19 protein-coding genes are annotated in these 20,563 nt (G+C 72.7%); 9 read left to right on the top strand and 10 right to left on the bottom strand.

Features of this window, described 5'->3' with window-relative positions:
• The first annotated feature begins 62 nt into the window (after nucleotides 1–62).
• Nucleotides 63–236, top strand: coding sequence for a DUF1059 domain-containing protein (locus ABD205_RS21620; RefSeq protein ID WP_344048531.1), 174 nt, complete (start codon nucleotides 63–65; stop codon nucleotides 234–236).
• Nucleotides 237–252: 16 nt separating this feature from the next.
• The gene (locus tag ABD205_RS21615) at nucleotides 253–1,380 is read left to right on the top strand and encodes an EAL domain-containing protein (protein ID WP_344048529.1); all 1,128 of its coding nucleotides are present in this window, start codon (nucleotides 253–255) and stop codon (nucleotides 1,378–1,380) included.
• 15 nt (nucleotides 1,381–1,395) lie between these two features.
• Here the strand turns inward: ABD205_RS21615 and ABD205_RS21610 are convergent, their stop codons facing one another.
• From ABD205_RS21610 to cobT, 5 genes are all read right to left on the bottom strand, one after another.
• Complete coding sequence (locus ABD205_RS21610) at nucleotides 1,396–3,186, bottom strand: thiamine pyrophosphate-requiring protein (RefSeq protein ID WP_344048527.1); 1,791 nt, start codon at nucleotides 3,184–3,186, stop codon at nucleotides 1,396–1,398.
• Nucleotides 3,183–4,223 carry an SDR family oxidoreductase gene (locus ABD205_RS21605; protein ID WP_344048525.1) on the bottom strand — a complete coding sequence of 347 codons (1,041 nt, stop codon included), beginning with the start codon at nucleotides 4,221–4,223 and terminating at the stop codon, nucleotides 3,183–3,185. Before ABD205_RS21605 ends, ABD205_RS21610 begins: the two co-directional genes overlap by 4 nt.
• A 1-nt stretch (nucleotide 4,224) precedes the next feature.
• The gene (locus ABD205_RS21600) at nucleotides 4,225–5,985 is read right to left on the bottom strand and encodes a glycoside hydrolase family 15 protein (RefSeq protein ID WP_344048523.1); all 1,761 of its coding nucleotides are present in this window, start codon (nucleotides 5,983–5,985) and stop codon (nucleotides 4,225–4,227) included.
• Between the two features lie 304 nt (nucleotides 5,986–6,289).
• Nucleotides 6,290–7,057, bottom strand: coding sequence for an adenosylcobinamide-GDP ribazoletransferase (locus ABD205_RS21595; RefSeq protein ID WP_344048521.1), 768 nt, complete (start codon nucleotides 7,055–7,057; stop codon nucleotides 6,290–6,292).
• Nucleotides 7,057–8,106, bottom strand: a complete 1,050-nt coding sequence (gene cobT / locus ABD205_RS21590) for a nicotinate-nucleotide--dimethylbenzimidazole phosphoribosyltransferase (RefSeq protein WP_344048519.1) — start codon at nucleotides 8,104–8,106, stop codon at nucleotides 7,057–7,059. Before cobT ends, ABD205_RS21595 begins: the two co-directional genes overlap by 1 nt.
• A 112-nt stretch (nucleotides 8,107–8,218) precedes the next feature.
• On the opposite strand from cobT, the gene ABD205_RS21585 reads away from it, so the two are divergent.
• The gene (locus ABD205_RS21585) at nucleotides 8,219–8,998 is read left to right on the top strand and encodes an RDD family protein (RefSeq protein ID WP_344048517.1); all 780 of its coding nucleotides are present in this window, start codon (nucleotides 8,219–8,221) and stop codon (nucleotides 8,996–8,998) included.
• Between the two features lie 16 nt (nucleotides 8,999–9,014).
• Nucleotides 9,015–10,217 carry an MFS transporter gene (locus tag ABD205_RS21580; RefSeq protein WP_344048515.1) on the top strand — a complete coding sequence of 401 codons (1,203 nt, stop codon included), beginning with the start codon at nucleotides 9,015–9,017 and terminating at the stop codon, nucleotides 10,215–10,217.
• On the opposite strand, the gene ABD205_RS21575 is transcribed toward ABD205_RS21580, so the two are convergent.
• Entirely contained in the window at nucleotides 10,174–10,578 is a 405-nt protein-coding gene (locus tag ABD205_RS21575; RefSeq protein WP_344048513.1) for a ChaB family protein, read from the bottom strand. The two genes, ABD205_RS21580 and ABD205_RS21575, sit on opposite strands and share 44 nt — an antisense overlap.
• Before the next feature lie 116 nt (nucleotides 10,579–10,694).
• On the opposite strand from ABD205_RS21575, the gene ABD205_RS21570 reads away from it, so the two are divergent.
• Genes ABD205_RS21570 through ABD205_RS21550 form a run of 5 tightly spaced genes read left to right on the top strand, consistent with a single transcriptional unit; the run spans nucleotide 10,695 to nucleotide 15,451 of the window.
• Nucleotides 10,695–11,390 carry a response regulator transcription factor gene (locus ABD205_RS21570; protein ID WP_344048511.1) on the top strand — a complete coding sequence of 232 codons (696 nt, stop codon included), beginning with the start codon at nucleotides 10,695–10,697 and terminating at the stop codon, nucleotides 11,388–11,390.
• Nucleotides 11,391–11,439: 49 nt separating this feature from the next.
• Complete coding sequence (locus tag ABD205_RS21565; protein WP_344048509.1) at nucleotides 11,440–12,813, top strand: sensor histidine kinase; 1,374 nt, start codon at nucleotides 11,440–11,442, stop codon at nucleotides 12,811–12,813.
• Between the two features lie 54 nt (nucleotides 12,814–12,867).
• Nucleotides 12,868–13,806, top strand: a complete 939-nt coding sequence (locus ABD205_RS21560) for an ABC transporter ATP-binding protein (RefSeq protein WP_344048507.1) — start codon at nucleotides 12,868–12,870, stop codon at nucleotides 13,804–13,806.
• Complete coding sequence (locus ABD205_RS21555) at nucleotides 13,803–14,666, top strand: ABC transporter permease (protein ID WP_344048505.1); 864 nt, start codon at nucleotides 13,803–13,805, stop codon at nucleotides 14,664–14,666. Before ABD205_RS21560 ends, ABD205_RS21555 begins: the two co-directional genes overlap by 4 nt.
• Before the next feature lie 2 nt (nucleotides 14,667–14,668).
• Nucleotides 14,669–15,451, top strand: coding sequence for a hypothetical protein (locus ABD205_RS21550; RefSeq protein WP_344048503.1), 783 nt, complete (start codon nucleotides 14,669–14,671; stop codon nucleotides 15,449–15,451).
• A 94-nt stretch (nucleotides 15,452–15,545) separates the two neighbouring features.
• Here ABD205_RS21550 and ABD205_RS21545 read toward each other — a convergent pair whose 3' ends face one another.
• The 4 genes from ABD205_RS21545 to selD form a co-directional block, all read right to left on the bottom strand.
• Nucleotides 15,546–17,456 (bottom strand): potassium transporter Kup, encoded by a 1,911-nt coding sequence (locus ABD205_RS21545; protein ID WP_344048501.1) that lies wholly within the window; start codon nucleotides 17,454–17,456, stop codon nucleotides 15,546–15,548.
• Between the two features lie 57 nt (nucleotides 17,457–17,513).
• On the bottom strand, nucleotides 17,514–18,998 hold the full coding sequence (locus tag ABD205_RS21540; RefSeq protein WP_344048499.1) for an MFS transporter: 1,485 nt from the start codon (nucleotides 18,996–18,998) through the stop codon (nucleotides 17,514–17,516).
• Entirely contained in the window at nucleotides 18,999–19,322 is a 324-nt protein-coding gene (locus ABD205_RS21535; RefSeq protein ID WP_344048497.1) for a hypothetical protein, read from the bottom strand.
• Nucleotides 19,323–19,409: 87 nt separating this feature from the next.
• Nucleotides 19,410–20,402 carry a selenide, water dikinase SelD gene (selD, locus tag ABD205_RS21530; RefSeq protein WP_344048495.1) on the bottom strand — a complete coding sequence of 331 codons (993 nt, stop codon included), beginning with the start codon at nucleotides 20,400–20,402 and terminating at the stop codon, nucleotides 19,410–19,412.
• Nucleotides 20,403–20,563 lie beyond the last annotated feature (161 nt).

Here is a 20,563-nt window from a genome sequence, read left to right as displayed (position 1 = left end):
CTCAGCCGGCCGTGCGCCGCGCCGATGGGTCCTCGGTCCGGTCGACGATGGAGGAGAGAGACGTGAAGACCTTCGCCTGTGGGGACGTGGTCCCGGGGTGTGACGCAACGTTCGTGTGCTCGAGCGAGGACGACGTGCTCGCGGAGGTCGCGCGCCACGCGGCCCGGGACCACGGCCTGGCATCGGTGCCGGCCGAGCTGGTCGAGCAGGTCCGGGCACGCATCGTGCACGCCTGACCCGGTGGACGCGCCGGTGACCCGTCCGTCCGACGCCACGCTCGCCCCCTCCGCGGAGGACCTCGAGCGTCTGCTGTCGGGGACGGGGCCCCGCGTCCACTTCCAGCCGATCGTCGACGTCGCCCGTGCAACGGTCGTCGGATATGAGGCGCTGGCCCGTTTCGACGTGCTCGGCCCGCTGGAGTGGTTCGACGCCGCGCGTCGGCACGGCGTCGCGGACAGGCTGGAGGCCGCCGCCGTACGGGCTGCGCTGATGCGACGGCCCGACCTGCCCGTCAACACCTTCATGACGGTCAACGTCGCCCCGGACATGCTCGCGCGGCCGGCTCTCGCCGCGGTGCTGGGCGAGCTCGTGCCGCTGCACCGCGTCGTCGTCGAGCTCACCGAGCAGGTGGCGATCGACTCCTACACCGACCTCGAGCCGCAGCTGGACCGGCTCCGCGCGGCCGGCGCGCTCCTCGCCATCGACGACGCGGGTGCCGGGTACGCCGGCCTGCAGCACCTGCTCCAGCTCCGGCCCGACATCATCAAGCTCGACCGCTCGCTCGTCGCGGGCCTGCACCGCGACGAGGCGAAGCGGGCGCTGGTGCAGATGCTCGGAGGCTTCGCCGGTCGCATCGACGCCTGGATCCTCGCCGAGGGCGTCGAGCTGGCTGCCGAGCTCGACGCCCTCAACGACCTCGGCGTCCCCCTCGCCCAGGGCTACCTGCTCGGCAGGCCGCAGGCCGACTTCGCAGCCCTGGGGAACGACGTGGCCGCGCAACTGATGTCCCGATCGGGCGCGTCCGACGGACCGGGACTGCGCCCGCTGCTCGAGCTCGCCGTGGCCGAGCGTGACGAGGAGTCGGCGCGCCTCGCGCTCGCCCGCGCCGACGAGGACATGGTCGTCATCGTCGACGAGCGCGACCACCCCGTCGCGACCGTGTCGCTCGACGGGCTGACGCGGGCGATCCGCGACACCGGTCTGCGCGTCAACATCGACACGGACCCCGTCGACGCGGCCCGACGCGCGATCGTCCGCGAACGCTCCGCGCGGTTCCACCCGCTCGTCTGCACCGACAACGCCGGCCGCTTCCTCGGGATCGTCAGGATGGAGCGGCTGGTCGACCACCTGGCAGGACTGCCGACCGGCCTGCACCGCTGACGGTCAGGTCGGTCCTCAGCCGTCCGAGTGCGGGAACAGCTCCTGCGCCTTGGTCCTCAGCCCCTCCTTGATCACGCCCCAGCGCGACGTGTCGCCCTTCATCAGCGCGCTCGCCATGTTCTTCATCTGCTCGAGGTCGGCGTGCGGTGGGATCGGCGGCACGTCCGGGTCGCAGTGCACGTCGATCACGTAGGGCCGGTCGGCCGACAGCGCCTCGGCCCAGGCGGCGGGCAGCACGGCAGGGTCGGTCACCGTCAGGGCGCCCAGGCCGATGGACGCCGCGAAGCCGGCGTACGACACCTCGGGCAGGGCCTGCGACTCGACGAAGTCCGGTGTCCCGCCCATGGCACGCAGCTCCCACGTCACCTGGTTGAGGTCGTTGTTGTGCAGGACCGCGACGACCAGCCGGGGGTCGCTCCACTCCTGCCAGTAGCGGGCCACCGTGAGCAGCTCGGCCAGCCCGTTCATCTGCATCGCCCCGTCGCCCTCGAAGGCGATGGCGGGGCGGTCGGGATGGGCGAACTTCGCGCCGATGGCGTACGGCACGGCCGGCCCCATCGTTGCCAGCGTGCCCGAGAGCGTGCCTCGCATCCGTCCGCGCATCCGGACCTGGCGGGCGTACCAGTTCGCGGCCGAGCCGCTGTCTGCGGCGATCATCGCGTCCTCGGGCGCGACCCGCGAGAACTCCTGGAAGAGCAGCATCGGGTTGACCGGCTCGGCCGCGACGTTCGCCTCGGCCTCCATGACGTCCCACCAGCGGGCGACGTTGTGCTCGATCGTCCGCCTCCAGTCGCGGTCCTCCTTGCGCTGCAGCAGCGGGAGGAGCGCCCGGAGCGTGCGGCCCGCGTCTCCCACGATGTTGAGCTCGTAGGGGTAGCGCAGTCCGATCATGGCGCCGTCGACGTCGATCTGTACGGCGCGTGCCTGGTCGAGCCCCGGCATGAACTGCGTGTAGGGGAAGCTCGAGCCGATCGTGAGCAGCGTGTCGCAGTCGCGCATCATCTCGTAGCTCGGCCGCGTGCCGAGCAGCCCGATCGACCCGGTGACGAACGGGAGCTCGTCGGACAGGACGTCCTTGCCGAGCAGCGCCTTGGCGACGCCGGCGCCGAGCCGCTCGGCGACCTCGACCACCTCGTCGGACGCCCCGCGTGCGCCCTGCCCGATCAGGATCGCGACCTTCCTCCCGGCGTTGAGGATCTCGGCCGCGGCCCGCACGGCCTCGCCGTCGGGGTCGACCGCGGGCCAGCTGATGCCCATGCTCGACGGCACCATCTTGAACTCGTGCGTGGGGGGCGCGTAGTCGAGCTCCTGCACGTCGTTGGGGATGATCAGCGCCGTCGGCGCCCGGCGGGTCATGGCGATGCGCAGTGCGCGGTCGATGAGGTTCGGCAGCTGTTCGGGCACGGTGACCATCTGCACGTAGTCGCTCGCGACGTCCTTGAACAGACTCAGCAGGTCGACCTCCTGCTGGTAGCTTCCGCCGATCGCCGTCCGGTTCGTCTGGCCGACGATCGCGACCACCGGCACGTGGTCGAGCTTCGCGTCGTAGAGGCCGTTGAGGAGATGGATCGCGCCCGGGCCGGAGGTCGCCATGCAGACCGCAGGCCTGCCACTGAACTTGGCGTAGCCGACGGCTTGGAGGGCCGACATCTCCTCGTGCCGTGCCTGGATGAACCGCGGCCGATTGCCGGCGCGCGAGAAGGCGCCGAGGATGCCGTTGATCCCGTCTCCCGGATAGCCGAAGACCTGCTCCACGCCCCACTCCCGCAGTCGGGCGAGCAGCTGGTCCGCGACGGTGCTGCTCATCGGCGCCCCTTCCGTCCGACGGCCAGTGCCGTCGCGGCCACGGCGCCGAGCAGTCCGGCTCCGACCGCGCCGTGGTGCTGCGAGGCCCACACCTGCAACGACCGTCCGTGCGAGCGGTCGTCGAACGAGCCGTGGGCCCCGTAGTCGTGGCCGTCGGGCCCGTCCGCCGGCTTCCAGAGGTTGGCGGGCTGGTCGGGCGAGCGTGGCTCGTCGGTCTGCTGCCCCTTGAAGCCGGTGCGGGCGAGGTAGCGGTCGAGCACTCCGGGGGCGACCGCGTTGGCGATCAGCGTCGCGGCCGTCGTGCCGCCGACCCAGTACTCCCGCCGACGGGGGTGGTCGGCGGCGTACAGCACCGCGTCGGCGGCGACCTCGGGCTGGTAGATCGGCGGCACCGGCTGGGCGCGGTTCGGCAGCCGCGACAGCACCCAGCCGAACTGCGGCGTGTTCACTGCCGGCATCTGCACCATCGTGACGTGGACGCCGCTGTGGTCGTGCAGCAGCTCGGTGCGCACCGACTCGTTGAACCCCTGGATCGCGTGCTTCGCCCCGCAGTACGCCGACTGGAGCGGGATGCCGCGGTAGGCCAGCGCCGACCCGACCTGCACGACCGCGCCGCGGTCGCGCGGCACCATCCTGCGCAGCGCCGCACGGGTGCCGTTCACGTAGCCGAGGTAGCTGACCTGCGTGGTCCGCTCGAACTCCTCGGGCTCGACGTCGAGGAACCGAGCGAACACCGAGCTGAAGGCCACGTTGACCCAGACGTCGATCTCCCCGAGCGCCGCCTCGACCCGGTCGGCGGCCGCCTCGACCGCCTGGTGGTCGGCGACGTCGACGCTGATCGGCAGCGCCCGTGCGCCGGCAGCCTGCACCTCCGCCGCGGCCGCGTCGAGCCCCGACTCGCCCCGGGCGAGCAGCGCGACCGAGTCGCCGCGTCGGGCGAAGGCGCGTGCGCACGCCCGACCGATGCCTGCCGAGGCACCTGTCACGACGACGACCCGGGGGCGGGTCCCTGCTGATCCAACGGCCGTCTCGGCCATGTCATCTCTCCTCTGCGTCGAAGCCGTCCGCGCCGACACCGGCGCGACCGAGCTCGTGGGCGGTCTCCATGAGCGCTGCGTGGGCGAATGCCTGCGGCAGGTTCCCGCGCAGCTGGCGCTGCACGACGTCGTACTCCTCGGCGAAGAGGCCGGCCGGGCCCAGGGCGCCGCGGTTGCGCTCGAACCAGCGCAGGGCCTGATCGACCTGCCCCTGGCCGAGGCAGGCCTGGGCCAGGTGGAAGCCGCTCAGGACGAACGCGCCCTCGGCCCGGTGCAGTGGGGCGTCGCCGTGCCGGAAGCGGTAGACGAACCCGTCGTCGGCGAGGTCGGCGATGACCGCGCGCCAGGTGCGCACGTGCCTCGGGTCGTCGGGCGGCACCGCGCCCCGGATCCCGGGCAGCAGGAGCGCGGCGTCGACCCGGGGGTCGTCGGGGGCGCGCTGCCAGCGTCCGTCCGGGTGGAGGCAGTCACGGTCGACCGAGTCCACGAGCGCGTCGGCCAGCTCGAGCCAGGCCGGCGCCACGGGACCGCTGCGGCGTCCCGCCACGGCGCGCAGGCCCGCCGCGCACATCAGCCGGGAGTGCGCCCACCGGCGCTCGGCCAGCTCCCAGATCCCGCCGTCCGGCTCGTCGCCGCGCTTCTCGATGGCGTCGACCAGGGTCTCCACCGCGCGCCAGCCGTCGGCGTCGAGGCGGCCGGCCCGGTCGGCCGACGCCAGCAGCAGCAGCGACTCCCCGAAGGCGTCCAGCTGGAACTGCTCCCCCGCGTGGTTGCCCACCTGCGTCGGCGCGCCCGGGTAGCCGGGCAGCGTCAGGCGCCGCTCGTCCGGCACCCGCTCGCCCGTCACCGTGTACGCCGGCAGCAGCCGCGCCCCGTCCTCGTGGACCCGCTCCGTCACGAAGCGCACGGCGGCGTCCAGCAGATCGTGCCCGCCGACGACGGCGGCCGCCTGGCCCGCGAAGCACTGGTCGCGGATCCAGGCGTAGCGGTAGTCGTAGTTGCGTCCCTGCTCGGCGCGCTCCGGCAGCGCGGTCGTGGCCGCCGCGACCATCGCCCCGGTGCTGCTCGTGAGCCCGCGCAGGACCGCGTAGGAGTGCCGGGCGTCGCCGGGCGCCGCCGAGCCGCCCAGCCGCGGCACCGCACCGGCCCACGCACGCTCGGTCGCGGCCCAGGCGCGGTCGGCATCCGGCACGTCGGCGGCCAGCGCCGCTTCGCTCAGCTCGAGCACGAGGTCGTGGTGGCGACCCTCGGACACGGTCACGTCGAGGACCAGCTCGCCGTCCTCGAGCCGGGCGTCAGCGGCGCCGGACCACCGCAGCCGCAGGGAGCCGGTCCGGCCCTCCCACACGTCGCCGTGCCGGCGTAGGTTCATCGGCTGCTCGCCGAACCCGGCCCGGCACTCCAGCGCGACCCGCACCCGGGCCTCGCCCCACTGCGCCTCGACCCGGCGCAGCAGGACCAGCCTGCCTGTGCCGCCGGGGAACGCGAGCGCGTCGCGCGACTCGACGACCGAGTCGGTGGTGACCCAGCGGCTGCGCCAGATCAGCGTGTCCGGCTCGTAGTAGCCACCCCAGACGTACCGCGGGTCGAGCGGTGTCACGGCGTAGCAGCCGCGCCCGCCCAGCAGCGCGGAGAAGACCGCGTCGTCGTGCCAGCGTGGAGCGCACATGAAGGCGATGTCTCCGCGCGGTCCCACCAGCGCGCCACGCTCCCCGTCGGCGAGCAGTGCGTACTCGCTGAGGGTGTGCGGCGGGAAGAGCATGTCGCTCGGTACCCCCCGCCAACAAAACTATATGCGCATACGCATATAGTCCTGCCGCACCTTGGCTGACCCACCCGCCGAGACGTCAATCCGTACGGTCCGAGACGTCAATCCAGGCGGCCCGAGACGTCAATCCGTACGGTCCGAAGCGTCAATCCAGGCGGTCCGAAGCGTCAATCCGACCCGTCGAGACATCGTTCCCTCGCAGCAGACCACGATCGATTGACGTCTCGGACCGTACGGATTGACGTCTCGGACCGTAGGGATTGACGTCTCGGCCCGTAGGGATTGACGTCTCGGGGTGTCAGGAGAGCACGACCAGCAGCGCGGCCAGCGCGGACTCGACCGCCGCGCCGAACACGTCGCCGGTCACGCCGCCGAACCGTCGTACAGCCCGTGCGAGAACGGACACCACCACCGCCAGCGCGACGGCCGCCGCGAGCACCCCGCGCCACCAGTCGAGGCCCGCCCAGGATGCCGTCAGCGCGAGCCCCGCGGCGGCGACGACCCAGACGGCGGCGACGACCGAGGGCGCGACCGTCTGTGTGTAGGTGCGTCCGAGCCCGTCCTGGCGTGCCGGTCGGACCCCGCGTGCGCAGCAGACCACCAGTGCGGCCCGGGACACGCACACCGCGAGCCCCGCGAGCGCCCCCGTCCGCCAGGCGTGCGGGCCGACCAGTACGCCGGCCAGCCCGGCCACCTGCAGGCCGAGCACCAGGACCACCGCGACCGTCCCCGCCGGCCCGGAGGTGCCGGTCTTCATCACGGCAAGCGAGCGCTCGCGGTCGTAGGAGGCCGCGAGACCGTCGGCGACGTCCGACAGCCCGTCGAGGTGGAAGCCTCGGTTGCCGAGCACGACGGCCCCCACGGCGAGCAACGCGACCACGAGCGGCGCCAGGCCGAGCGCGTCTCCGGCGACGGCGACGAGGAGGACGCCGAGACCGAGCGGGACGACCGCGAGCGGCGCGAGCGCCATGGCGAGTCCCGCCCGTCGGGCGTCCACGGTCTCCGGCGGCCGGACCGGGAGCGCCGTCAGGGTGCCGACGGCCAGCCGCCACCCGTCGGCCAGCATCAGGCTCCGAGCTCGGAGAGCAGAGCGACGTCGCGCAGCAGGGCGGCAGCGCTGCGCAGGACGGGCACGGCGGCGACGGCCCCCGAGCCCTCGCCGAGGCGCAGACCGAGGTCGAGCAGGGGCTCGAGCCCCATCTTCGCGAGGGCGAGCGACTGGGCGGGCTCGGTCGAGCGGTGCCCCGCTGCGAACCAGGCGGCGGCGCCGGGCTCGATCCGGTCGGCCGTGAGCGCGCAGGCCACGCTCACCAGCCCGTCGAGGAGCACCGGTACGCCGTCCTGGGCTGCAGCCAGCAGGTAGCCGGTCGTCGCCGCGAGGTCCGCACTGCCGAGCGCGGTGAGGGTCTCGACGGGGTCCGCCGTACGCGCTCCGGCGCGGGCGAGCGCGGCGTCGACGACGCCCGTCTTGACGGCGAGCGCCTGCTCGCCGATCCCCGTCCCGCGGCCGACCACCTCGGACGCGGGCAGCCCGAGTCCCGCCGCGACCATGGCCGAGGCGGGGGTCGTGTTGCCGATGCCCATGTCGCCGCTGACCAGCAGCTGCGCGCCGGCCGCGATCTCCTCACGGGCGACCGCGGCGCCCGCGTCCAGTGCGGCCCGGGTCTGCTCGGCGGTGAGCGCGTCCTCGAGGTGGAGCGCACCGCTCCCCCGCCTGACCTTGTACGCCGTCAGAGCGGTCCGGGTCTGCTCGTCGAGGTCGGCGAAGTCCTCGTCCACACCCAGGTCGAGCACGCGTACGGCGACCCCGTGGGCCTTCGCCAGCGCGCTGACGCCCGCCTTGCCGAGCAGGAACGTGCGCACCATCGCGCCCGTGATCTCGGGCGGGAACGCCGAGACGCCGTGCGCGGCGACCCCGTGGTCCCCCGCGAAGATGACCAGGCGGAGGTTGTCGACCTGCGCCGGCGGCACCTGACCCTGGCAGGCGGCGAGCCAGACGCCGAGGTCGCCGAGACGGCCGAGTGCGCCGGGAGGGGTGGCGAGCGCGGCGAGCCGCTCGGCGGCGCGGTCGCGAGCGCTGGCGGAGGGGGCGCTGACGGAGGGGGCGCAGGGCATCGGTCGTCCTAGCGGTGGGAGGAGGTCTGGCGATGGGCGCCGCTACCGTATCCGCCCGCCGCTCCCACCGAGTCGGCGGACAGCCGCCGCCTCCGGCTGTTAGGTTCCGCGCGTGACTCAGTCCTCGCCGCCCGGATGGCACCCCGACCCGGCCGGGCCGATGCCCGGCCGGCCGCTCATGCTCCGCTACTGGGACGGCACCACCTGGACCGAGCACGTCGCGCCGCTGCAGCCGTCCCCGCAGCCGTACGGCCAGCCGTTCGGCCAGGCGCCCCAGCCCTTCGGCGAGCCGTACGCCGGCCCGACCACGGCCGACGGCCAGCGGCTCTCCGGCTGGTGGTGGCGAGTGCTGGCCTACCTGATCGACTCGGTCACGCTCTCCGTCGTCTCGAACCTGCTCAGCCTGCCCGCGCAGGCGAGCATGCGGGCCGAGTTCCGGACGATGGGCGACGCCTACCAGCGCCGTCTCGACGCGAATCCCGACGACCCGCAGATCGGCTGGCTGGTCGACCACATCGTCAACGTGCTCCACGACCATGCGCTGGCCCTCTACCTGCCGTCGCTGGTCGTCGTCACGCTCTACCACTGCGTGATGCTGCGCTGGAAGGGCGCGACGCTCGGCAAGCTCGCCGTCGGCCTCCGGGTGCGGACCCGCGAGGCGCCGGGCCGGCTGCCGTGGAGCGCGATCGCCATCCGGGTGGCCGTGCAGTTCCTGATCCCGGGCCTGCTGATCGTCGTCGGCTTCGCGAGCGGATCCGTCGGCCCCCTCGTCGGCCTCTACCTCGCCGTGGTGGTGTTCCAGCTGCTGGACGGCCTCTGGCCGCTCTGGGACAGGCAACGTCAGGCGATCCACGACAAGGCCGCCGGCACCGTCGTGATCCGCATCCGCTGACCGGGAGATTCCTGGCGTGCTGACCGTGCTGCGCCGCGACGGCGTCCGCTACCTGCTGCTGACGTCGTTCGTGGGACGACTGCCCACGTCGATGAGCGCGCTCGCGCTGGTGCGGCTCGTCGTCGACGACGGCGGCAGCTACGCGACTGCATCGGTGCTGTCGTCCGCCTACATCCTGGCGGGGATGGTCGGCCAGCCGCTCCTGGCGAGGACCGTCGACCGCAGCGGGCAGCGGCGCCTCGTGCTGATCGCCAGCTCGGTGGTGGCCACCGCCGCCTTCACGGCCACGGCGTTCCTCGTCGACCACGCGGCCGCGGCGGTCGCGGCCGTCACGGTCGCCGGGCTCGCCACGCCTCCGATCGAGTCGACGCTGCGCAGCCTGTGGACGGCGATCTTCTCCGACGGGGCGCAGCTGCGGTCGGCGTACGCCGTCGACGCGGCCGTCCAGGAGGTGGGGTTCATCGTCGGCCCGCTCGCCACGGCCGTCGGCATCGCGCTGCTCGGGGCCGACGGCAACGTCGTCCTGATGGCGGCGATCGGCCTGGTCGGCGGACTCCTCTTCGCCGCGCACCCGAGGCTGCGCTCGCGCGGCATGCCTCGCCCCCCGGGCGAGCGACACGGCAGCCCCCTGGGCTCGCCGGCCTTCCGGCGCATCCTCGTGGTCATCGTGGGCTCAGCGGTCCCGGTCGGGTCGCTCGCGGTCCTCGCCACGGCGTACGCCGGCTCCCACGACCAGCCCGGCCTCGGCCCGTGGGCCGTCGCGCTCAACGCGACCGGCGCGCTGACGGGTGCGGTGCAGCTCGCGCGTCACCCGCTGCACGCCACCCCGGCGCAGGCGCTCCGTCCACTCGCGCTGACCCTGGCCGTCCTCTACCTGCCACTCGCGGCATGGGGGCTCCCGCCGGGCGCATGGCTCGCCGCGGCCTTCGTGTCGGGGCTGGCGCTGCCGCCGCTGCTGACGCAGGTCTTCGCGCAGACACCGATCGCCGTGCACGGACACCACGCCAACGAGGCGAACGCCTGGGTGGTGAGCGCGTTCGCGATCGGAGCCGCGGCCGGCACCCTGGTGAGCGGCTTCGCGGTGCAGTGGCGCGACACGTGGGGCATCACCCTCGCCCTCGGCGTCGGCGCGTCGATCGCTGCCGCCTGCGCGATGGCGGCGGGCCCGCGGGCGCTCAGCCGCGGGCCCGAGCCGACTCCCTCCGGTTCGCCCTCATGATCGCCTCGACGAGCTCGCCCTTGGCCATGGTGGAGCGGCCCTGGATCTCGAGCCTGCGGGCGACGTCCATCAGGTGAGCCTTCGACGCGTTCGCGTCGACGCCCTCCGCCGTCGGGCCGCCGCGACGGGCAGCCGCACCGGACTTCTCCGCCTGCCGGTCCGACGGACCGATCTCGGCCTTCGCCTCCCAGTGGTCGCCGACCTTCTCGAAGCTGTGCTTGAGGGCGCTGAACGCCGTCCGATGGGCGCGCTCCCCCTCGCCGTACTCCTCGACGGCGGCGTCGTGCGCCTTGATCCACGTCCGCTGGGCCTTCCTCGACGAGCGCTCCAGGGTCGAGGGGAGCTCCTGCTTGCCCGGCATGACCGTCTCCTTCCTCCGAGTGGGCGGGACCGGTACCCGACCCCTCCAGGGCGTACGCCGTACCGTCGCCACCCACCCGTATGGTCTGATCGACCCGACGCGAGAGGAGACCGGCCGTGACCAAGAGGCAGGCGGAAGCGTCGATCCTGGTCGCCGAGGATGACGTCAGGCTCGCGGCGCTCCTCGAGCAGGCGCTGGACGAGGCCGGCTGGACGGTCCACGTCGTCCACGACGGGCGCTCGGCGTACGCGCAGGCGCTCGACGGTTCCCACGACGTGCTGCTGCTCGACTGGATGCTCCCCGGCATGGAGGGCGTCACGGTCTGCCGCCGGATCCGCGAGATCGGGCTGACCACGCCGGTGCTGATGCTCACCGCACGCAGCGACGTCAGCGACCGGATCAGCGGCCTCGACGCGGGCGCGGACGACTACCTGCCGAAGCCGTTCGACATCGACGAGCTGCTGGCCCGGCTCCGCGCGCTGCACCGCCGGTCGTCGTACGACGAGACGGACGTCGTCCAGGTCGGCGACCTCGTCGTCGACGCCGGTGCGAGGCGGGTCACCCGCGGCGGCACCGAGATCGACCTGTCGACACGCGAGTTCGACATCCTGTTCCTGCTCGCCTCTCACGCGGGCCGGGTGGTGTCGCGGTTCACGATCCTCGACGAGGTCTGGGACGGCGACACCGACCTGCGCAGCAACGTCATCGACGTCCACCTCGCGACGATCCGGGGCAAGATCGACAAGCCTTTCGGCACGCACACCATCACGACGGTCCGAGGCGCGGGATACCGGCTGGAGACCGAAGGGTGAGCGCGACCGGATGAGACCTCGGACGACACGGGGCCGGATGCGGCAGCGCTTGAGCCGGCTTCCCCTCCGGACGCGCCTGGTCGCGGGCTTCCTCGTCGCGATGCTGGTGCTGCTCAGCGCCGCAGGGGCGTTCGTCTACTGGCGGGTGCAGCTCGCGCTCGACGGCGGCCTCGACAACGACCTGGCGAACGCCACCTCCACCATCACGCCGCTCGTCTCGCCCGACGGTCACGTCAACTCGCCCTCCGCCGACGCGACCGGCGCGGGCTGGCAGGTCCTGTCGCCGGAAGGCGAGGTGATCGGCGCGGGTGGCACGGCACCGGACCGCGAGCTGCTGAGCGAGCGGCAGCTGCCCAGGAGCGGCGAGCGCACTCTCGACGTGGGGTCGGTCTTCCGGGACAACGACCTGGGCACGTACCGCGTGCGGGTCACCCGACTCTCTGACGGCAAGCTCCTGCTCGTCGCCGTGCGACGCGACCACCGCGACGAGGCGCTGCGCGAGCTCGTCGCCCAGCTGGTCATCGCCGGGACCGTCTCGCTCGCGATCGCCGCGCTCGTCGGCGACAGGCTCGCGCGGGCGGCCCTGCGACCGGTCGAGCGCTACCGTCGCAGCGCCGCCGAGATCGCGGGCGGCGCGGGCGACCTGCGGCTCGACGTCCCCGAGGCGCGCGACGACGAGGTGACGCGCCTCGGCCACACCCTCAACGAGATGCTCGGTGCCCTCGAGGAGTCGATGGCGCGAGAGCGGCGCTTCGTCAACGACGCCAGCCACGAGCTCCGCACGCCCCTCACGCTGCTGAGGTCGCGCATCCAGCTCGCACGCCGCCGCCCCCGCAGCGTCGAGGACCACGAGCGCATCCTCGACGAGCTCGCGGTCGACGTCGCCCGGCTCACCGAGCTCACCGAGCAGCTGCTCGACCTCGGCACGCCGACGGTCGGCGGCTCGAGCGACGCGGTCGCCGTCGCCGAGGCGCTGGTCCAGCGCTCGCTCGCCGCCGACCCGGACCGGACGCTGACCGTCACGGCCGGTGGTCGCGCCGTGGTCGGCCTCCCCGAGCGGGCGGTGGAGCGGATCGTCACGAACCTGGTCGACAATGCCTTCACCCACGGCGCACCGCCGGTGTCGGTGAGGGTCCGCACCACGGGGTCGTACGCCGTGATCGCGGTCTCCGACGCGGGCCCTGGCATGTCGTCGGAGTTGCTCGCGTCGGCGCCCGGCCGGTTCACCCGCTCGCCCGAGGCCCGCAGCCGCCCCGGCTCCGGGCTCGGGCTCAGTCTGGTCGAGGGCCTCGCCACGGCAGCCGGCGGCCAGCTCCGGCTGTGCCACGCCGGCCAGCACGTCAACCACGGCCCGTCGCTGCCGGTCGAGTGCGATCACGGACCGGAGATGACGGTCTCGGTGGTGCTGCCGCTCGCTGAGTAGCGGAGGGGCCGGACTTCACCTTCACTTCATCGGGCCGTCCGTACGGTCGCGCCCATGACACGAGAACTCGCCGTCGACGCGCAGGGAGTGACCAAGACCTACGGGTCGCTCCGCGCCGTGGACGACATCACCATCCAGGTGGCCCCTGGCGAGGTGTACGGCGTGCTCGGACCGAACGGCGCGGGCAAGACCACCTTCCTGCGCATGCTGTTCGGCCTGATCCGCCCCGACTCCGGCACGATCCGGATCTTCGGGAACACCTGGCGAGAGGCCGGCGTCGGCACGCTCGCAGGCGTCGCCGGCTTCATCGAGAGCCCCCGCTTCTACCCCTACCTGACCGGCCGCCAGAACCTCGAGGGCCTCGCCGTGCTCGACGGCGGCACCGCTCCCGGGCGCATCGACGACGTCCTCGAGCTCGTCGACCTGGCCGACCGTGCGGACCGGAAGGTGGGCGGCTACTCGTACGGCATGCGGCAGCGTCTCGGTGTCGCCGCCAGCCTGCTGCGCGAGCCGCGCCTGCTCGTCCTCGACGAGCCTGCGAACGGCCTCGACCCGGCCGGCATCCGCGACATGCGGGCGCTCGTCAAGCGGCTGGCCGCGAGCGGCCTCACGGTGCTGCTCAGCTCGCACCACATGGACGAGGTCGAGGAGATCTGCGACAACGTCACGATCATGAGGCGCGGCTCGGTCGCCTTCCACGGCACGATCGCCGAGCTGCGCGCGATGGCGCCCGACCCCGGCCACGCGCTGCGCACGAGCAACGACACCGCCGCCGTCCGCCTCGCCGAGGGCCACGCAGTCCGGGTCGCGGTCGACGACGAGGAGGGCGGCCTGACCGTCACCGGGCCGCAGCACGCCGTCTCGACGTACGTCGCCTCGCTGGTCGCGGCCGGCATCGACCTGCGTGCCCTCACCCCGACGCAGACTCCCCTGGAGGCCCTGTTCTTCATGCTGACCGACGACGACGAGCCCCGCCAGGAGGCCGCCGGATGACCACCATCATCGACACCCGTGTCCAGACGACCGCTCGGGCACGCCACGTCGGGACCGCGGCGGTCGTGCGCTGGGAGGTACGCAAGCTGGCCCACCAGTGGCGCGCGAAAGCCGTGCTTCTCGGCGCGCTGCTCGGCCCGATCCCCGTCGTGTTCATCATCCACGGCCAGTCACGCCCGCCGAAGGACACGCTGTTCGGCCGCTTCGCGACCGAGAACGGCTTCGCGCTCGCACTGCTCATCCTCGGCTTCGCCGCGCAGTGGGTCCTCCCCCTGCTCACTGCGATCGTGGCCGGCGACATCTTCGCGAGCGAGGACCAGCACGGCACCTGGAAGACCGTCCTGACGCGCTCGACGAGCCGCGGCCGGATCTTCTGGGCCAAGACCCTCGCCTCGGTGCTCTTCGCGATCGTCACCCTGGCGGTCCTTGCTGCGTCGACGATCACGAGCAGCGTGCTGATCGCCGGTAACGCCCCACTGACGGGGCTCTCCGGCCAGCAGGTCGCGCCGGGTGACGCGCTCGCGCTCGTGAGCGCCTCCTGGGCCTCGATGCTGCCCGGCATGCTGGCGTTCACCTGCCTCGCCATCCTGCTCTCGGTCTGGTCCCGCAACCCGGCGGCCGGCATCGCCGCACCCGTCGTCATCGGCATGGTGATGCAGCTGGTGGGTGCGCTCGGCGGCGTCGAGCCGATCCGACCGTTCCTGCTGAGCACGGGCTTCGAGGCCTGGCACGGTCTGCTGACCGACCCCCGCTACACGCGACCGCTCCTCGAGGGCGCCGTGACGAGCGCGGGCTGGTGCCTGGTCACCCTCGCGCTCGCCTACCTGACCCTCCGCCGACGCGACATCACGGGAGGCTGACCATGCGTCGAACCGTCATCCCCATCCTCGCCACCCTCGTCGCGGTGGTGGCCATCGCCGCGGGTGCCTTCGCCGTCAACGGCGGCTCCAGCTCGATCACGAAGGCACGGCTCGAGCGCTCGCTCCCGACGACCTTCTCCAACCTCTACGTCCAGCGCGCCCGGATCCAGGGCCGCACCGACGTCACCGCCGCTTCGCTGCACGCGACGGCGATGTGCGACAAGGGAGGTGCCGCCCTGCCCGACGTCGGCCCCGGTGGCGACTGGAACTGCCTGATGAGCTGGACGGACCCCCAGGTCCCGATGCCGCAGGAGGGCTACGGGAAGTTCGAGCTGAACGTCCACAGCAACGGCTGCTACACAGCGGGTGCGCCGAGCAAGCTCGTCGGCTTCATGACCATGACCGACGCCACGGGCAGGACGGTCACCAACCCGGTCTCCGAGTTCGACGGCTGCTTCGACCCGCAGGGCGACAACACGCCCACCGGCAACAGCTTCCCGTCGCTGCTCAGCGTCCTCAGCACCACCGTCCAACCGACGGTCGACCACCGGGCGCCGATCCAGATCAGCTGCGGCACCGGCGACGGCGGTTGCGCAGGCACGGTCTCCGCCACGTCCGGCGGCGTGTCGCTCGGGTCGATGGGCTACGCGGTCAAGGAGGAGCAGACCGCGACGCTGACCCTGCCGGACCCGATGCCGGCCGGCGCGAGTGACGTGACCTTCACCTTCGCCCCGACGAAGGGTGTCGCCTCGACCAAGCCGACGACCATCTCGTCGCAAGGCTGAGCCGCCCCGGACGTCATACGCCCTGGTTGCCCTGGTGACCATCGCGTATGATGTCCGGGCGCTCCCCGACAGTCGCGGGGATCCGGCGAGCCGCTCAGACCTCGACGTGCGAGCCCATGATCACCGTCCGGTCCCGCGGCAGGGAGAAGTGGTCCGCGGCGTCGGCGGTGATGTGCGAGGTCGCGATGAAGAGGCGCTTGCGCCACTTCGGCATGTCGGGCGTCCTGCCGGCGACGAGCTCGATCTTGGAGAGGAAGTACGTCGCGGCGTCGAGGTCGATCTCTCCCTCGGTCTGCTCGGGCGTCAGCATCGCCAGTGCGGCCGGGACATCCGGCGTCTCGGTGTAGCCGAACTTCAGCGTCACCCGGCTGATGCCGTCGCGCGCGAGACCGAGGTCGTTGACCGACAGACGGTCGGCTGGCGCGATCCGCGGCACGATGGCGGTGACGACCTCCACCACCACCACCTGCCGGTGTCGGACGTGGTTGTGCTCCACGTTCGCACGGAACGCGAGCGGGGTCTCGTTGCCGCGGTTGAGGAAGATCGCCGTGCCGTCGACCACGCCGACGCGCTCAGGCTTCTCGGCCAGGTCGGCCACGAAGTCAGTGAGCTGGCCCTCCTTCGCCTGCCGTCGAGCGGTGACCAGCTCTCGTCCGCGCTGCCAGGTCGTCATGACCGTGAAGGCGCTGAGCGCGATCACGATCGGCAGCCAGGCACCGTGCACGAGCTTGGTCATGTTGGCGCCGAGGAAGAGCAGGTCGAGCGCCAGCAGCACACCGACGATGGCGAAGAGCAGCACCTTCGGCATCCGCCAGGTCTTGTAGGCGATGTAGCCGAACAGGATCGTGACGATCGTGATCGTCCCGGTCACCGCCATGCCGTAGGCGTAGGCCAGTGCCGCCGAGGACTCGAAAGCGAAGACCAGGGTGAGGACCGCGACCAGCAGCAGCCAGTTCATGAACGGCACGTAGACCTGGCCGTGCGTCTCGTGCGACGTGTGCAGGATCCGCAGCCGCGGCAGATAGCCGAGCTGTCCGGCCTGCGAGGCCACCGAGAACGCACCGGTGATGACCGCCTGCGCGGCGATCACGGTGGCCGCCGTGGCCAGCAGCACGAGCAGGATCCGGGCCCAGTCGGGTGCGAGCAGGAAGAACGGGGCCGAGATGTTGCCGGTGTCGTGCAGGATCAGCGCCCCCTGCCCGAAGTAGCTGAGCGTGCAGGCGGGATAGACGAGGAAGAGCCAACCCACCGAGATCGGCTTGCGTCCGAAGTGGCCCATGTCGGCGTACAGCGCCTCGGCGCCCGTCACCGACAGCACCACAGCGGCCAGCGCGAAGAAGGCCAGGTGGAAGTGGCCGAAGAGGAAGCCCACGGCGTACGTCGGCAGCAGAGCGCGCAGGACGCCGGGCTCGTGGACGATCCCCGAGATGCCGAGACCACCGATGGTGACGAACCAGACGATCATCACCGGCCCGAACGCCCGCCCGACGACTGCCGTCCCGAAGCGCTGCACCAGGAACAGCATCAGGATGATGACCGCGGTGATCGGGACGACCAGGTCGGCGAGCGACGCGTCGACCGTCTTGAGGCCCTCGACCGCGGAGAGCACCGAGATCGCCGGCGTGATCATGCTGTCGCCGAGGAAGAGCGAGGCGCCGAAGATGCCCAGCGCTGCGAGGACCGTCAGCAGACGGGTCCTCGACTTCATCGACCACTTCCGGAGCAGGGTGATCAGCGCCATGATGCCGCCCTCACCGTGGTTGTCGACCCTCATGACCAGCCCCACGTAGGTCACCGTGATGACGAGCGTCACCGACCAGAAGATCAGCGAGAGCACGCCGTAGAGGTTGTCGGTGCTCACCGGCACCGGGTGCGGGTCGTCGGGGTTGAAGACGGTCTGCAGCGTGTAGATCGGGCTGGTGCCGATGTCGCCGAAGACGACACCGAGTGCACCCACCACGGCGGCGAGCCGTACGACGTCGGACGGCTTGGTGGAACTGGTCACGGCTCGACCCTAGTGTTCATGAGCGACGTTCCCTGTGCGCCGTCCCGGTCGCAGGCCTCACCGAGTACGTCCGCGGCGGAGCCGCTCGGGCACGAGCGGCTCCGCCTCGTCGTCGTCCACCGACGGCCGCAGGTGGGTGACCGTCGCAGGCGACGGCAGCCCCTTGCCGCCGTCGAGCCAGGCCTCGAGGTCAGGAGCCCGCAGCCGGGCGCCCGACAGCGCCGGCACCACGAGGGCGGCCAGGAGAGCACCCATGGAGGCGATCGCCATCGCGAGCACGCCGGCCCGGGCCGCGTCGCCCTGGTCCGGTGAGCGCATCACGAGCGCGAGGATGACGGGCGCGACGGCGTACGTCGCCATGGACCGCAGCAGCTGGACCAGCGCGAACCCGCGGCCGAGCTTCTGGGACTCCATCCCGAGGCCGGTGAGGAACAGTCCCGGCGACACCGTCGACGCGGCGCCGAAGCCGAGCAGGAGAGTCGCCCACGACTCGGCCCCGGCGAGGACGAGCAGGCAGCCGGCCGCCAGGGTGGCGAGCCCGACGTCGATCAGCACGGGGACGAAACGGGTGCGGAAGAGTCGCCAGAAGACGACCGCACCGACCAGCGCACCGATCGGCATCGGCCAGAACACCATGGCCACCTCGCCCGGCGAGCGGCCCTCCACCTGCCCCAGCAGGGTCTGCACCAGGTCGGTGGTCGTCACGACGACGGCACCGCCGACCATCGCCACCAGGATCCCGGTCACCGGGAGCTGGGTGGTCAGAGACGACAGCGGGATGAGCGGGTCGGGCCGGCGTACCTCGGCGAGGACCAGTGTGACGAACGCACCGGCCGCGAGGAGCGCGGGTCCGAGGACCGGGGCCGAGGTGAGCGGATGCCCGCTCGCCAGTGACGCGGCCACGAACCCCGCGGCGGTGGCCAGCACCACGAGCACGAGCGCCGGAGTGTCGATCCGCGCCTCCGGCTCGGCCGGGTCCCAGCGCTCGTAGCCGCGCAGCGCCACCAGCCAGCCCACCACGGCGAGTCCGGCTGCACCGGCGAACAGCCATCGCCAGTCCCCGCCGGCCGCGGCCAGGCCCCCGATCAGGGGTCCGAGCGTGCTGGCGCCGAAGATCCCGAGGTCGACGATGCCGGCGCTCAGGGCGACCCGGCCCGCACCGAAGCGGGTGACCAGCGGCGGCAGCGAGCTGATGAGCATCGCGCCCGCGGCCAGCCCCAGGACAACGAGCGCCGGGAGCAGGACCGCGATGCTCGGCGCCACGGCGACGAGCAGGCACCCGAGCGCGAAGGCGGCCTCCGCGACGAGGAAGATGCGCCGCTGCACCAGGCGCAGCGCGAGCTGTGCGGCGAAGACGGCGCCGATGGCGAACCCGGCGCTGCCGAGGCCCGTTGCCAGGCCGAGCGTGGCGACGCTCGTGCCGAGGTCGCCGGCCATCGCCTCACGGACGGGCAGCTGTGCGGTGGACAGCACGACGTTGGGACCGAGCCCGAGGAGCGCGATCCCAACGGCGAGCGGGTAGCGACCGCTCCTGGCCACCACTCAGACGGGGTAGCTGGGAGCGTCCGGCAGGTCGTTCGCCGGCACGCTGTCTGTGGGCGTGTCGGGCGCCTTGTGCACCTTCTCCGTCACCTTCTCGGTCACCGCGTCCTTGGCGGCGGCGGCCTGGTCCTTCGCGACGTGGGCGGCAGCAGCCGCCTGGTCCTTGGCGACGTGGGCGGCCTGGTGCCGCTTCTCCGCCACGCGGGGGTCGTGCCAGAGGCGCTGGGCCCCGTTGCGCATCTGCTCGTAGCGCTGGCGTCCGGCCCGCGTGCCCAGCACGTAGCCCACACCGACGCCTGCGAGCACGGCGAGCTTGCCCTTCATCGCAACCTCCTGTGGTCGTCCGTTGGTGAAGACCTCCAGTGCCCCGCCGGGGCCGCGATCATGAGGTGGGGCGACCGCGTCACCGACTCAGCGGACCACGAGGGTCGCATCGCCACGTGGGACGAGGTGTCCGATCACGGGGTGGCCGGGCACCTCGCCCGCGACCAGCAGCCCGCCGGAGGTCTGCGCATCGGCGAGCAGCATCAGCTCGTCGTCCGACACCGACGACGAGACGTGCGGACGGACCCAGTCCAGGTTGCGCCGGCTGCCGCCGGGCACGAAGCCGTCGGCGTACGACGCCCGGGCGGCGTCCAGGTAGGGCACTGCCGCGGCCTCCACGACCGCCGACACCCCGCTGGCGCGGGCGAGCTTGTAGAGGTGACCGAGCAGCCCGAAGCCGGTCACGTCGGTCGCGCACACCGCGCCGGCGGCGAGGGCCGCGCGGGACGCGTCCCGGTTCAGCGTGGTCATCGTCGCGACCGCGTCGGGGAAGACCTCCCCGGTCGCCTTGTGCCGGTTGTTGAGCACGCCCAGCCCGAGTGGCTTGGTCAGCGTCAGGGGGACGCCGGCGACGCCGGCGTCGTTGCGCAGCAGCCGGCCGGGGTCGGCGGTGCCGGTGACGGCGAGGCCGTACTTCGGCTCCGGGTCGTCGATGCTGTGACCGCCGGCCAGGTGGCACCCGGCCTCGGCGGCGACGTCCGCCCCGCCGCGCAGCACCTCCGCGGCGAGCTCGAACGGGATGCGGTCCCGTGGCCAGGCCAGCAGGTTGACGGCGACGAGCGGCTCACCGCCCATGGCGTACACGTCGCTGAGTGCGTTGGCGGCAGCGATCCGGCCCCAGTCGTAGGGGTCGTCGACCACCGGCGTGAAGAAGTCGGTGGTCAGCACGATCGCGCGGCCGTCGGAGACCCGGACGACGGCTGCGTCGTCCCCGTTGTCCGCCCCGACGAGCAGGTCGCCGGACGGCGCGGGCGTGAGCCCGGCCAGCACCCGCTCGAGCTCACCCGGCGGCACCTTGCAGGCGCACCCGCCCCCGGCGGCGAACTGCGTGAGACGGATCTTCGTCGCGGCGGCGGTCACGCCGCCAGCATGCCACCGCACCCCCACAGGCCCGAGTCGGCGCAACCTCGCACCCCCACAAGCCCGAGTCGGCGCAACCTCGCACCCCCACAGGCCCGAGTCGGCGCAACCTCGCACCCCCACAGGCCCGAGTCGGCGCAACCTCGCACCCCCACAGGCCC

The organism is Nocardioides panacihumi, from assembly GCF_039530925.1.
In the GTDB taxonomy this organism is placed as follows: domain Bacteria; phylum Actinomycetota; class Actinomycetes; order Propionibacteriales; family Nocardioidaceae; genus Nocardioides; species Nocardioides panacihumi.
The sequence above is the reverse complement of the archived record's forward strand: the minus strand, read 5'-3'. Positions and strand labels throughout refer to the sequence as shown.